The organism is Maritalea mobilis (assembly GCF_004363175.1).
GTDB lineage: Bacteria > Pseudomonadota > Alphaproteobacteria > Rhizobiales > Devosiaceae > Maritalea > Maritalea mobilis.
The window spans coordinates 467132-481214 of sequence record NZ_SNYR01000001.1 but is presented as its reverse complement, the minus strand read 5'-3'; the positions used below and the strand labels follow the sequence as shown (position 1 = coordinate 481214).

13 protein-coding genes are annotated in these 14083 nt (G+C 50.7%); 9 read left to right on the top strand and 4 right to left on the bottom strand.

From position 1 onward, the window contains the following. Nucleotides 1-10 precede the first annotated feature (10 nt). Both ATL17_RS02105 and bcp read right to left on the bottom strand, forming a co-directional pair. Nucleotides 11-820 carry a ferritin-like domain-containing protein gene (locus ATL17_RS02105; protein WP_133571120.1) on the bottom strand — a complete coding sequence of 270 codons (810 nt, stop codon included), beginning with the start codon at nt 818-820 and terminating at the stop codon, nt 11-13. Further along, nucleotides 813-1286, bottom strand: a complete 474-nt coding sequence (bcp, locus tag ATL17_RS02100) for a thioredoxin-dependent thiol peroxidase (protein WP_133571119.1) — start codon at nt 1284-1286, stop codon at nt 813-815. Before bcp ends, ATL17_RS02105 begins: the two co-directional genes overlap by 8 nt. Nucleotides 1287-1429: 143 nt before the next feature. Between bcp and ATL17_RS02095 the strand changes: the two genes are divergently transcribed. Then, nucleotides 1430-4894, top strand: a complete 3465-nt coding sequence (locus ATL17_RS02095; protein ID WP_133571118.1) for an AsmA-like C-terminal domain-containing protein — start codon at nt 1430-1432, stop codon at nt 4892-4894. 54 nt (nt 4895-4948) lie between these two features. Here the strand turns inward: ATL17_RS02095 and tyrS are convergent, their stop codons facing one another. Beyond that, the gene (gene tyrS / locus ATL17_RS02090; RefSeq protein WP_133571117.1) at nt 4949-6202 is read right to left on the bottom strand and encodes a tyrosine--tRNA ligase; all 1254 of its coding nucleotides are present in this window, start codon (nt 6200-6202) and stop codon (nt 4949-4951) included. A gap of 44 nt (nt 6203-6246) precedes the next feature. Further along, a complete protein-coding gene (locus ATL17_RS02085; RefSeq protein ID WP_133571116.1) occupies nt 6247-6909 on the bottom strand; it encodes an alpha/beta hydrolase in 663 nt (220 codons plus the stop codon). A gap of 252 nt (nt 6910-7161) precedes the next feature. On the opposite strand from ATL17_RS02085, the gene ATL17_RS02080 reads away from it, so the two are divergent. From ATL17_RS02080 to ATL17_RS02050, 8 genes are all read left to right on the top strand, one after another. Then, nucleotides 7162-8325: a cysteine desulfurase family protein gene (locus ATL17_RS02080; RefSeq protein WP_133571115.1), complete on the top strand. Its 1164-nt coding sequence runs from the start codon at nt 7162-7164 to the stop codon at nt 8323-8325. Nucleotides 8326-8351: 26 nt separating this feature from the next. Then, nucleotides 8352-9821 carry a Fe-S cluster assembly protein SufB gene (gene sufB, locus ATL17_RS02075; protein ID WP_133571114.1) on the top strand — a complete coding sequence of 490 codons (1470 nt, stop codon included), beginning with the start codon at nt 8352-8354 and terminating at the stop codon, nt 9819-9821. After that, nucleotides 9821-9988, top strand: coding sequence for a hypothetical protein (locus ATL17_RS16860; protein ID WP_166638863.1), 168 nt, complete (start codon nt 9821-9823; stop codon nt 9986-9988). The genes sufB and ATL17_RS16860 overlap by 1 nt, the downstream gene beginning before the upstream one ends. Before the next feature lie 75 nt (nt 9989-10063). Then, nucleotides 10064-10819 carry a Fe-S cluster assembly ATPase SufC gene (sufC, locus tag ATL17_RS02070; protein ID WP_133572168.1) on the top strand — a complete coding sequence of 252 codons (756 nt, stop codon included), beginning with the start codon at nt 10064-10066 and terminating at the stop codon, nt 10817-10819. A gap of 21 nt (nt 10820-10840) precedes the next feature. Further along, the gene (sufD, locus tag ATL17_RS02065) at nt 10841-12040 is read left to right on the top strand and encodes a Fe-S cluster assembly protein SufD (protein WP_133571113.1); all 1200 of its coding nucleotides are present in this window, start codon (nt 10841-10843) and stop codon (nt 12038-12040) included. 2 nt (nt 12041-12042) lie between these two features. Then, nucleotides 12043-13260, top strand: a complete 1218-nt coding sequence (locus tag ATL17_RS02060) for a cysteine desulfurase (RefSeq protein ID WP_133571112.1) — start codon at nt 12043-12045, stop codon at nt 13258-13260. Between the two features lie 9 nt (nt 13261-13269). Then, nucleotides 13270-13665, top strand: coding sequence for an SUF system Fe-S cluster assembly protein (locus ATL17_RS02055; protein WP_133571111.1), 396 nt, complete (start codon nt 13270-13272; stop codon nt 13663-13665). Between the two features lie 2 nt (nt 13666-13667). Continuing rightward, the gene (locus tag ATL17_RS02050; protein ID WP_246028616.1) at nt 13668-14054 is read left to right on the top strand and encodes a HesB/IscA family protein; all 387 of its coding nucleotides are present in this window, start codon (nt 13668-13670) and stop codon (nt 14052-14054) included. Nucleotides 14055-14083: the final 29 nt, after the last annotated feature.

Here is a 14083-nt window from a genome sequence, read left to right as displayed (position 1 = left end):
TTATGGTTAACTATCCGATAATGGGGGCAATTGGCTTGTAAAAACTTGGAGTTAGGCCCGCGGCGGCCCGAGCCTTATCATTAAATGGTGGCTTGAGCGCACCGCGGAAATGCTGCCGCACCAGATTTTGAAATGTCGGGATGGGCTGCTTATGTTCAATGTCGCATTGATAGCGAAACCATTTCGCACCAAACGCCACATGTCGCTTTTCATCATTATAGATAGTTTGCAAGATTTTCGCGGTGGCCTCATCGCCAATCGCTTGCGTGCGCTCGATCATTACCGGGGTAATGTCCAACCCGCGTGCTTCAAGCACCAAAGGGATGATGGCTAGACGTGCCAGTAAATCATGGGCGGTTTCAGCGCAAGATTGCCAAAGCCCATCATGGGCGGGGAAGGCGCCGTAAAAACTGTCCAGCTCTTGCAAGCGTGTAGACAGCATGCGGAAATGCTTGGCCTCTTCCAAACCGACCTGAACCCAATTGTCCAAGAATGAACGGGGCAAATTATGGCCGCAGCCGCGTGCCACGAGGTCCCAGGTGAGATCAACCGCGCCAAGCTCGATATGGGCAAGGGCGTGCACATGAGCTTTGCGGCCTTCTGGCGTGCGCAAATTACGTTTGGGCATTTTGCCGGGAGGCAGCAGCTCAGGCTTATCTGGCCGGCCCGGAACTTCAGGCAGAGACGCTTCATCAAAGCGGCCCTTGCCCATTTGCCGTTTTAGCCATTTGCGCGCTGTTTCCATGGCCAGATCGGTTTTACGTTCCAAATCTGGTTCGGCAACAATGGCGACTGCGCTTTCGAATAGGCCGTTAGTCATTTTTGAGTTCGACCACTTTTTCCAGCACTTTTTCGGCGTGGCCCTTGGCGCGGACGTTGCGCCAGATATGGGCAATGTTCCCATTCTCATCGATCAGAAATGTGGTGCGCTTAATGCCCATAAAGGTTTTGCCGTACATTTTCTTTTCGCCCCATGCGCCATAGGCTTCCATGGTTTGGTGCTCTTCATCGGACAAAAGAATGATTTTCAAATCATGCTTCGCGCGGAATTTTGCATGTTTGGCGACAGGATCAGCTGAACAGCCCACAAGCACGGTGTTGTGTTTTTCGAACTCTGGCAAAAGTGCTGTAAAGTCGATGTTTTCCACCGTGCAGCCCGGCGTATCATCTTTTGGGTAGAAAAATAGCACTATGTTTTTACCCTTATGCTCTGACAGGGTAAAATCTTGCGATTCGGTGGCATTGGTAAAATCGGGCGCTTTATCGCCAATTTGGAGTTCAGCCATAAGATAATTCCTTTGTGAAAGGACAAGAAGATTCAGTTTGGCCACAGATCAGCCCATTTTGAGACTTATGAGCCAAAAACTAGCCTGCTCAATCATTTGCCATTGTAGCTGAGACAATTCAACCCGCAGCATAAAAGCCATTAATGAGACAAACTAAAAAACGCGCGAAACCACCCAAAGACACAAGGCCCTTACACAAGCGCAAGCGGGTGCATTTCTCCGGGGCATTTGTGGCGCTTATTGCGGTGACTGTGATCGTTCTCGCGTTGAACGTTGTGTCTTTTCCCGGTGTACATGGTTTGGTTGCCCAAAAAATTGAAGAGCAATTGCCTGAGGGCTATGCGGCAGATTTCCAGAAGGCTGGCCTGACCCTGCGTGAAGGTTGGATACCGGCACTTAACCTCAATAAATTGCGGGTTTGGCACGAGCAATCTGGTGCGCAATTTGTGGCTGAAAATGTGGATTTACGCTGGTTTATGCCTGCGTGGCTTTCCGGTCGTCCTGCTATTGAGGTGGAGGTGCGTGAGCCGCATGTGCAATTGGTGCAGGACTTTAACGGGGTCAACCTAGCCAACCTTGAATTTGATGAAGAAAGCGTGGGTGACACGCCAACGGTTCGCCTGCAGGTGGGCAGCCAATCTGGCCTGAACGTTACCGTGGGTGATGAAGGGCTTAGCCTGCGCTCGGGCGATGAGGCGCTCAAGGTCAAGTCTGACAATGCATGGGCCATTGAGGCCGTGAATGGGTTGGAAGGATTGCTTGCGCTGTTTGCGGAAAACACAGCAGATGGGGCCTATCGCAAGCTGACTGTCAGCGGTGGGCGCATTGATGTGCTTGACCGGATTTATCAGCTATATCGCTCGCTTGATTATGTTGAGCTTGAGTTGCTGGCCTATGACAATGGCGTTTCCATGTTCTCGCGCTTCAGCGCAGCAGGTCGCCGCACGTCGGGCAGTTTTTTCTGGACCATGGAAGCCGGGCAAGAACGTCGCGTGAGTGGCAGCTTTGAGAATTTAGATTTGGCATTGCTGATGCCATTTTTGGATGATCAAGATGGCGTGTTTGCGCTGAAAGGCGGATCAAAGCTCGATTTTGACGTGAATTTTGACGATAAGGGCGTTTATCTCGGCCAGTTTGATGTGGATGTGAGCGGCACATTGGCGGCGGTTGAGAGTGATGTTTTTCCCGTGCAATCCGAAGTGGCGCAAGTGGAATGGAAGCCGCGCGAGAGCCGTTATTTCCTGTCGCCGACACGCATTGAAGTGGGGCAAAGCTACGCTGATATTTCAGGCGAATTTGCGCTCGGTTTGGACGAGCTTTACGGACCAACGGTTGGCATCGGCATGCAACTGGCCAATGTCTATTTGCATCCGAACGATATGGATGCGCCTGAGAAGGTGATTCCGAACATTCTATTCAATGGCTGGTCTGCGCCTGTTTATGGCGCGATTGGCATTGATAAGGTGACGATCAATACTGGCGAATATAGTTTGCAGGCGGATGGCCGGGTTGATGTCTTGCAGGCGGGCATTGGGCTTGACTTGGCCATGGTGGCCCGCGGCATGGATGCGGACAGTTTGAAGCGGCTATGGCCGTATTTTCTGGCGCGGGAAGCGCGAGAATGGTTTGTGGAAAATGTTTCCGATGGTCGGCTGAACACCGCGAAGATGCGGTTTGATTTTCCGGTGGGGACCATTGGTGAAAAGGGTGAAGATAAGCCCATCCCAAAAGACGGTCTGACCATTTTGGGGACGGCGCAAGATGTTTCTTTGCTGCCGCTGCCGGGTTTTCCAACGATTGATATTGTGGGCACCACGACCATTAAAGTGAAAGACCATTTTATAGAAATGGGCTTTGACCGTGGACTGGTAAGCGATGCGGCGGGGCAGGTGGAGATCACCAATGCGGCCTATTTGAACCGCAATACTTTCCCTAAGGATCAGGTGTTCGAGATTTCAGGTGACCTTGAAGGTGATGTGAGCACTTTGATTGCCATTGCTTCCAAAGAGCCGCTGAATTTGCTGGAAGATTTTGATCTTGAATATAAGCCAGAGGATTTGACTGGCGCGGCCGACATCAATGTGATTGCGACGATTTCGCAGTTTGGTGACGGCAAGCCGGAGGGCCTTGATTATACGTTGAATGGCAGCGTGCAGGACTTTGCGAGCGATGTGCCGATTGAAGGCTATGCGGTTAGCGAGGGGGATCTGCAGTTTACAGCCTCGCAAGAAGGTTATCAGGCATCAGGCCGCGTACGCGTTGATGATGTGCTGGCCGATTTGCGGATTGAGGCTGAGGATGAAAGCGATCCGGTGATCACTGCGTCCGCCACTTTGACCGAGAAAGAACGGAAGAAGCTTGGCTTTGATGTGTCACAATTTGTGACTGGGCCAATCCGCGTTGTTGGCCGCCCGGTGGGTGACGACATTCAGGTCGCTGTGGATTTGACCAATGCGGCGCTGAAATTCTCGGAACTTGGTGTTTCTAAAAAGGCGGGCGTTGCTGGCCAATTGAACGCTGAATTGCGGTTGGCTGAAGATCATGTAGATGTGCCGCAAATTGATTTACGCTTCGGCAATGTGCGGATTGCAGGTGGCCTTGAATATGATTTTGAGGACGGACTGACCAATGCTGAAATGTCTACCTTCCAACTGAACCCAGGCGATAAGGCAAGAGTGTCTTTGTCGCCGGTCAAGGGGGGCTTTAAGGTCAATCTTTCGGGCGAACAGCTTGATTTGAAGCCCATGCTGCGGCGCTTCCTCGGGTTGGATCAAGGCACTTCTGCGGCCACTTCGAATGCGGAAGATCAAATCATCGATATTGATATTTCGCTGGATCGGGCCTTGGGCTTTTACAAAACGACTGCGTTTAACACCAAAGGGCGGTTTGTGTTCCGCGGGGCAGATTTCCGCACGGTGAATATGCAATCTTCGTTCGGCAATGATAAATCAGTGTCGATTACGACCAATCCGCTGCAATCCGGTCGGTCTATGGTGGCGGCATCCAATGATTTGGGAACGTTGTTGCGCTTTATCGGTATTTATCCGCGTTTGTTGAATGGTGTGGGCAGCCTTGTGCTGAACATCAACGATAAGGCTGGGCGAATCTCTGGCGGCTTTACGCTTAATGAGTTTGCGATTGCGGACGAGGAAAAGGTTGCGCTGGTTTTGGGTAACCACCGGGACAGCCGAAAGCTGATTGAGCGGCAAAACCAATTGCGTTTCCGCAAGGCTGAAATTGAGTTCACCGGCGGTGATGGCGTGATTACCGTGACCAAGGGGGCGCTTGATGGCGGCACAATTGGTGGCACATTGCGGGGCAATATTTATACAGGCAGTCGCCAATATGATTTGGTGGGCACCTACATCCCGCTGTTCGGTTTGAACAATATCTTCCAGAAGCTGCCGCTGCTTGGGGCGATTTTGGGTGGCCGTGATGGCGAAGGGCTTATTGGGGTTACATTTGCGGTGCGTGGACCGCTGGATGATCCGCAATTCTCGATCAATCCAGCTTCAATTCTGGCCCCGGGTGTTTTCCGCCAGATCTTCGAATTTAAAGCGAAGGGCGATCCTGAAGCTGAGCGTGCGTTGGAACAGGTGCAGAATTAGCTCCAAAAAAGCCCGGCGCGATGGCCGGGCTTTTCTTTAGTTATTGCGATGTGCCTATTCGGCAGGCTTAAGCAGGATATGCCGCTTTTTGCCGGCTGATAGTTTGATGACGCCTTCAGGCAGAAGTTGACCTTCGCCCAGTGTGGCGCGTTCATCATCGACCTTTTCGTCATTCACCTTGAGGGCGCCTGATTTGATCAGGCGGCGTGCTTCGCCGTTTGATCCGGCGAGGCCAGCAGTGACGAAGGCATTTAAGATGCCCAAGCCTTCGTTGAACTCAGCTTTGGTCACTTCCACAGTGGGTAGCGTTAGATCAATTGCGCCTTCTTCGAACGTACGGCGCGCTGTTTCAGCGGCTTCTTCTGCGGCTTCTTGACCGTGGATCATGGCGGTGGCGGCGATGGCCAATTGCTTTTTGACTTCGTTCAGCTCATTGCCTTCCAAGCCTTCCCAGCGGGCGATTTCATCCAAGGGGAGGGTTGTGAACAATCTGGCGAATTTGCCAACATCCGCGTCGCCTGTGTTGCGCCAGAACTGCCAGTAGTCATAAACCGACAGCATGTCCGCCCGGAGCCACACAGCACCTGCAACCGATTTACCCATTTTTGAGCCATCAGATTTGGTGATGAGTGGTGTGGTGACCGCAAAACATTCTGCACCGTTCAATCGACGTGCCAAATCCACACCAGAAAGGATGTTGCCCCACTGGTCTGAGCCGCCCATTTGCAGGGTGCAGCCATAACGCTTGTTGATTTCAGCAAAGTCGTAGCCTTGCAAAATCATGTAGTTGAACTCCAAGAAGCTCAAAGATTGTTCGCGATCCAAACGTTGCTTCACGGCTTCGCGTGTCAGCATTTGGTTGATGGAGATTTTGGCACCTACATCACGCAGAAAATCAATGTAGTTGAGCTTTAGAAGCCACTCAGCATTGTCGAGCATAGTCGCATCTGTCGGGCCATCACCAAAGTCCAGCACATTGGCAAAGATCTCGCGAATGCTTGATTTATTGCCTTCAATGATTTCAGGCGTCATCATTTGGCGCATTTCGTCTTTGCCTGTCGGGTCGCCCACCATGGAGGTGCCGCCGCCCATCAAAACAAGAGGCTTGTTGCCTGTTTTTTGCAGCCAATAGAGCAGCATGATCTGCACGAGGTTACCCACGTGCAGGCTCTTTGCGGTTGCGTCAAAGCCAATATAACCTGTTACCGGACCTTCACACAGTTTCTTGTCTAGGCCTTCTGCATCAGAAAGCTGATACAAAAATCCGCGCTCTTCTAGCGTGCGCAAAAAGTCGGATTTGTAGGTCATAAGCTTTTCCTTTTATTTTTTTTATATTTTGCCGCGCAGGTTTGCTAACGGCCACCGCCTTGGGCGATTTCTTCACGCCGACGATCGAGGTATTCGGCGCATTCTTCGATCAATGGATCAATGCGATCTTCGAAGAAGTGGTTAGCTCCTTCAACGATCTTTTGTTCCACTGTGATGCCTTTTTGCTGTTGCAACTTATCAACAAGCTTTTGAACTGCTTCTGGTGGTGCCACGCGGTCTTTTTCGCCATGAATGATCAGGCCAGAAGATGGGCAAGGAGCCAAGAAAGCAAAGTCATAAAGATTTTCTGGTGGCGCAACAGAGATAAAGCCTTCCACTTCTGGACGGCGCATCAAAAGCTGCATGCCAATCCATGCACCGAACGAAAAGCCAGCGATCCAAACGCCAGGGCTTTCCTTATTCAAGGTTTGCAACCAATCAAGCGCAGCAGCGGCATCAGACAATTCGCCAACACCATGGTCAAACGAGCCTTGAGACCGACCAACGCCGCGAGAATTGAAGCGCAGCACAGAAAAGCCGCGTTTGGCGAACATGTAAAAAAGATTATAAACAATTTGGTTGTTCATGGTGCCGCCAAATTCCGGATGCGGATGCAGCACAACTGCGATCGGCGCATTTGGGTCTTTTGCGGGTTGGTAGCGCCCTTCAAGGCGACCAGCGGGACCATTAAAGAATACTTCAGGCATACACGAGACCTTCTTTCCCCACTCAAAACCAAAAGCTTTTGCCGAATGCAGGGATTGTTCGGCGAAAAGGGTTGACGAATGTCAGCACGCTACCTAAAACGTGAGTGCGAAAAACCAGTTTAGAATTATTCAAAACTAGTTTTTCGCCCAACAGTCAATAATTGTGCGCTTCTTTTACCTATTGTCGCGCGCAAAATTCAAGAACTGTTTGGCTGAATCGGCCTGTGGCCCTGAAAAAGAGTGAATTTTTCAATGACGCGGAACGCGGTGACATATCTAGACCATAGCGCTTCGGCACCTTTGTTGCCTGCGGCGCGCGATGCGTTGGTGGATGTTTTAGCGATTCCGGGCAATCCTTCTTCCGTGCATGAGAATGGACGCAAGCTGCGTGCGATCATTGAAGAAGCCCGCGACCAAGTGGCGCTGTTGTGCGGCACAGCGCGGGGACGGGTGGTGTTTACAGGGTCCGCTACGGAAAGCCTGACCCATGCGATTTGGGGCTTGGCCCGCAGCCAGAAAGTCCAACGGATTTTGGTTGGCGCAGGCGAGCATATGGCGGTGATCCGCGCAGTTGAAAGCGCCGGAGTGCCGTTTGACTTTATTCCAATGCTTGAAAATGGACTTTTGGACCTTGCTGCACTTGAGGCGCAATTGGCTGCTGCTGATGCGGCAGATGAGCGCGTTTTGGTGGCTGTGCAGCAAGTGAACAATGAAACCAGCGTGGTGCAGCCCATTGAAGAGATTGGCGAGCTGCTGTTCGACAAGGAACATTATCTGCTGGTGGATGGTGCCCAAGGGGCGGGCAAGGTCGAGTTTTATTTCGATCCATCTCGCGCAGATTTTTATAGTGTATCAGCGCACAAAATTGGTGGTCCGGCTGGTGTTGGCGCATTGATTTTGAAGCCGCGCGTTGATGATGTGCGCCTGATCCCCGGTGGTGGACAAGAGCAGGGGCGCCGCGGCGGCACCGAATCTGCTGCGCTGATTGCTGCATTTGGCGTTGCCGCTGCACAGGCAAAAGAGAATTTTGCCCAAATGCCACAGGATTTGGTGGCGAAGGCGGAAGAGGGCTTGAAGGCGCTGTTTCCGCAAGTTGTGTTTTTTGGCGCAGATGCGCCCCGTTCTGGCATGGCCAGCGCGTTTGCGCTGCCGGGCATCAAGAACAATATTTCAATGATTCAATATGATCTGGCGCGGATTGCGCTTTCAGCTGGGTCTGCCTGTTCATCAGGCAAAGTGTCGCGCTCACATGTGTTGAGTGCCATGCATGTTGATCCAGACTTGGCGGATTGTGCGTTACGCCTGAGCGTAGGTTGGAACAGCACGCCAGATGATATTGAAGCATTTCTATCTGCCAGTGCGCAGATTGCGGAGAAGTTTAAAGACAGTGCGCATCCAAACGCGCGCGCTGTTTGATGGGATGATGAAAGAGAGGTCTCGAAATGGCTGCGGTTAAGGAAACTATTGATCAGGTCAAGGAAATTGACGTTGATAAATATAAGTATGGCTTTAAGACCGATATCGAAATGGAATTGGCCCCTAAGGGTTTGAATGAAGATATTGTACGCTTCATTTCGGCCAAAAAGGATGAGCCAGAATGGATGTTGGAATGGCGTTTAGAAGCTTTCCGCCGTTGGCAGCAAATGGAAGAGCCAAGCTGGGCGCGTGTCGATTATCCTGAAATCGACTTCCAAGACCTTTATTATTATGCCGCACCAAAATCGACACCGGGGCCGAAAAGCCTTGATGAAGTTGATCCTGAATTGTTGGCCACATATGAGAAGCTGGGCATCCCGCTTTCTGAACAAGCTGTGTTGGCTGGTGTTGAAGGCGCGAAAGTGGCTGTTGATGCGGTGTTTGACAGCGTATCTGTTGTGACGACCTTTAAAGAAGAGTTGGCCAAAGCTGGCGTGATCTTCTGCTCGATCTCAGAAGCGGTGAAAGAACACCCAGAATTGGTGAAGAAATATCTTGGCTCGGTTGTTCCGACCTCTGACAATTTCTACGCAACATTGAATGCGGCCGTGTTCTCTGACGGGTCATTTGTTTATATTCCAAAAGGCGTGCGTTGCCCGATGGAACTATCAACTTACTTCCGCATCAACGAAGAAAAAACGGGTCAGTTTGAACGCACATTGATCATTGCTGATGAAGGCTCTTATGTGAGCTATTTGGAAGGCTGTACGGCCCCAATGCGCGATGAGAACCAGTTGCACGCTGCTGTGGTTGAACTGGTGGCGTTGGATGATGCTGAGATCAAATATTCGACCGTTCAAAACTGGTACCCAGGCGATAAAGACGGCAAGGGCGGCATTTATAACTTTGTGACCAAGCGCGGCGATTGTCGCGGCAAGAATTCTAAGATTTCTTGGACACAGGTTGAAACCGGTTCTGCCATCACTTGGAAATATCCAAGCTGCATTTTGCGTGGAGACAATTCAGTTGGTGAATTCTATTCGATTGCGATTTCGAATGGCCACCAGCAAGTGGATAGCGGCACCAAAATGATCCATTTGGGCAAGAACACATCTTCTCGGATTATTTCTAAAGGCATTTCGGCAGGTGTTTCACAAAACACATATCGTGGCCAAGTTTCTGCCCATGCGAAAGCAACTGGCGCACGGAACTTTACCCAGTGTGACAGCCTGTTGATTGGCGATAAATGTGGTGCACACACAGTGCCGTACATTGAGAGCCGTAATTCAAGCGCTGTGTTTGAACACGAAGCGACCACATCGAAAATCTCAGATGATCAGATGTTTTATTGTCAGCAACGCGGCCTGAATGAAGAAGAGGCAGTGGCGCTGATCGTGAACGGGTTTGTGCGCGAAGTGCTGCAACATTTGCCGATGGAATTTATGGCGGAAAGCCAAAAGCTGATTGGCATCAGCCTTGAAGGCAGTGTGGGCTAATGGGCTGGAGCACGATCATCATCGCCATTATTGCCGGGCTTGGCATGGGCTATGTGGTGGCGGGCCGCGTGAAAGCGGAAGAACCCGAAGGCTATAAAATTATTGGCGGGATTGCAGGTGTAATTGCCGCTCTGAGTGTTTGGCTGGTGATCACCTATATGTGGTGAGCGAAGCCTTTTGAAATTGACGCATAAGCGCCCAACTTGCGGGGCGAGAACTGAGGAACTGAAATGACAACGCCAATTCTGGAAATCAAAAATCTCCATGTGAAAGTGGAAGAGGAAGACAAGCAAATCCTGAAAGGGGTTGATTTGACCCTGCCGGCTGGCGAAGTGCACGCGATTATGGGCCGTAACGGCTCTGGCAAATCAACACTTTCATATGTGTTGGCGGGCAAAGATGGCTACGAAGTCACCGAAGGCGAAATTTTGTTCATGGGCAAAGACTTGCTGGAAATGGAAGCAGACGAGCGTGCTGCTGCTGGCTTGTTCCTGGCGTTCCAATATCCGATTGAAATTCCTGGCGTGGCCACAATGACATTCTTGAAAGCGGCTTTGAATGCGCAGCGGAAAACACGCGGCGAAGATGAACTGAAAATTCCTGAATTCATGAAGCTTGTTAAAGATGCGTCTGCGCAGTTGGAAATCAACCAAGATATGCTGAAGCGTCCATTGAATGTTGGCTTTTCTGGCGGTGAGAAGAAGCGTGCGGAAATCCTGCAAATGGCATTGATGCAGCCTTCGCTTTGCGTGTTGGACGAAACAGACTCAGGCCTCGACATTGATGCGTTGAAGATCGTTTCTGAAGGCGTGAACCATTTGCGTGACGCAAACCGCTCCATGCTTGTGATCACCCACTATCAGCGTTTGTTGAACTATATCGTGCCTGATCGTGTGCACGTGTTCTCTGATGGTCGTGTTGTGGAAAGCGGTGACCGCGAATTGGCGCTTGAGCTTGAGAAAAAAGGCTATGCCGAATTTGACGGCACTGCTGCTTAATCCAACGCTGGAGCAAAATTCATGGAACAACATGTTGTGAAATTGACGGATGCAGAAAACCAGCTTGCGGATTTGTTGCAAGCAGCTGGTGCTGCAGACGCAAAAGCGGCGCTGACGGCGAATGGTTTGCCGACACGTCGCATTGAAGAATATCACTATACCGACTTGCGCACTTTGTTGCGTGAGGTGCCAGCAAATTTGGCAAAAGCAAATGATGGTTTGCCAAGCGAACAGTTTGAAGACTTCTCGCGCATTGTGCTGGTGAATGGTGCTTTGGTGCATGCCGACACGATTGATGGTGTAGAGATTAAATCTGCTGACGTGGCCAGAACTGTTGGGCACGATCAAATCATCAATTTGATGGATGGTTTTGCGCAGAGCCAAATTGAGATTGTGATTTCAAAATCAATTGAAACACCAATCCACATTGCACAAGTGCATGATGGCGCCAACAGTGTTGCGGCAAGCAAGGTGAATGTACGCACAGCCAAGGGCGTTGAAGCGGCAATCATCGAGACATTTGAAGGCAGCAATGAAAGCGGATTGCGCTTTGCTGACTTTGCGATGGACGTGGCGGCGGAAAGCAACTTGCTGCACATTCAGCTTGACCAAAATGCAAAATATGCGCGCCAGTTCGTGCAAAACCGCTATGATTTGCATGAAGATGCCAATTTGCGGACATTGGTGACGCACTCTAATTTCCAGCTGGGCCGCACAGACATTAAAGCCGATTTTAAAGGCGAGGGTGCGCATGCGGACTTTGGCGGGCTGAATCTATTGGTTGGCCAACAGCATGGCGACATCACATTGAATGTGAACCATGGCGTGCCAAACACCACCAGCACTGAGAGCTTTAAATCTATCGTGCGGGATCGTGCGAAGGCGATCTTCCAAGGCAAAATTATTGTGGCGCCGGATGCACAGAAAACTGATGCGCAGATGATGTGCCAAGGTTTGCTGTTGTCAGAGCGTGCCGAAGTTTTGGTGAAGCCAGAGCTTGAGATTTTTGCTGATGATGTGCTGTGCGCGCACGGGGCGACCTGTGGCGAATTGGATGAGAACCATTTGTTCTATTTGATGAGCCGCGGCATTTCGCGTGCGGACGCTGAATCAATGTTGATCAAAGCCTTCTTGGCCGAATTGTTCGACGAAATTGAAAATGAGCAAGTGCACGCCAAATTGGAAAACCGCGTTGATGCGTGGTTGGCGGCAGCGGAGTAATTATGCTGGACCTTGGCAAAATTCGTGAAGACTTTCCGATTTTAAAGGAAGAGGTGAATGGGCATCGGCTTGTTTATCTGGATAGTGGTGCATCTGCGCAAAAGCCTAATCAGGTGCTTGAGCGCATTCAGCATGCCTATGCGCACGAATATGCCAATGTTCACCGTGGGTTACACACATTGTCCAACCGCGCGACTGAAGCATTTGAGGATGCGCGGGCAAAGGTGCAGAAGTTTTTCAATGCTGAGCGGGTGGAAGAAATTGTGTTCACCCGGTCTGCCACTGAAGCGATCAATTTAGTGGCACAAAGCTTTGCGGGGCCAAAGATTGGTGAAGGTGATGAGATCATCATCACAAAGATGGAGCACCATTCCAATATCGTGCCATGGCATTTTCTGCGTGAGCGACAAGGTGCGGTGATCAAATGGGTTGATGTGGCTGAAGATGGCAGCTTTGACCTAGATGATTTTGAGGCCGCGATCAGCGATCGCACCAAAATGGTGGCCATAACTCATATGTCCAATGTGATGGGGACCATCGTGCCCATCAAAAAAGTGACCGAAATTGCCCACGCACGCAACATTCCGGTGATGGTGGATGGCTCGCAGGGGGCGGTGCACCTGCCTGTTGATGTGCAGGATTTGGACGTAGATTTCTATGTGGCCACCGGGCACAAGCTTTATGGCCCAACTGGCATTGGCGTGCTTTACGGTAAATATGATCGTTTGCTGGACACTCGGCCATTTCAGGGCGGCGGCGAAATGATTGCTGACGTGTTTGAAGACAATGTGACCTATGCTGAGCCGCCACATCGGTTTGAAGCGGGGACGCCGCCGATTGTGCAAGCCATTGGTTTGGGCGCCGCAATCGATTATATTGAAAGCATTGGCCGCGATAAGATCAAAGCGTATGAAGATGAAATTGGCGACTACGCGCGGCAAGAGCTATTGAAAATCAACGCTTTGCGGTTGATTGGCGATGCGCCGGGCAAAGGGGCGATTTTCTCCTTTGCTATCGAAAATGTGCATGCGCATGATTTATCGACCATTTTAGATCGCTATGGCGTTGCGGTGCGGGCCGGCAGCCATTGTGCGCAGCCTTTGCTGAAAAGATTTGGCGTGACCTCTACATGTCGTGCCTCATTCGCCCTATATAATGGGAAAGATGATGTTGATGCGCTTGTTGCCGCGATTGGCAAGGCGCAAACATTCTTTGGTTAGGAGAAGATCATGAGTGAAACTGAAATGGCACAAGCAGAACAGCTCAGCCCAAACGCGGCAACAATTTCTGCTGAGAGCTCGAATCTCTCTCCTGAAGAGTTAGAGAAGCTGACCGAAAATATTGTTGGTGCGCTGAAAACAGTTTACGATCCGGAAATTCCGGTCGATATTTATGAGCTCGGATTGATCTATAAAGTAGATCTGGACGACAATCGGAACATTACGATCGATATGACGTTGACCGCACCAGGATGCCCCGTTGCTGGCGAAATGCCCATCTGGGTTGAAAATGCTGTCGCCTCAGTTGAAGGTGTGCAGGATGTTAAGGTCAACATGGTGTTTGATCCGCCTTGGGATCAATCTCGCATGTCAGAAGAGGCGATGGTCGCCCTGAATTGGTGGTAAGAATGGCATTAAAAATCATGAGCATCACAGAGCGCGCCGCCGACGAGGTGAAGAGCATTATTGCGCAATCGGGCGATGATGATGTGATTGGTGTGCGCGTGGGTGTGAAAAATGCTGGCTGTGCTGGCATGGCCTACACCCTTGATTATGTGAAAGAAAAAACGCCTGGCGATGACCATGTGAGCGAGCATGGGGTCGAAGTTTTTGTCGACCCAAAAGCCACCATGTTTTTGCTGGGCACGGAAATGGACTTTAAGGAAGAGCTTCTTGGGTCCGAATTCACCTTTAAAAACCCGAACCAAACAGGTTCATGCGGGTGTGGCGAAAGCGTTATGCTGGAGCCAGCAGATTTGAAAGCCTTGGCAGAAGCGCGTGCTTCTGCGGAATAGCGCTAGAATTTTCTTGAAATTTTAAGGGC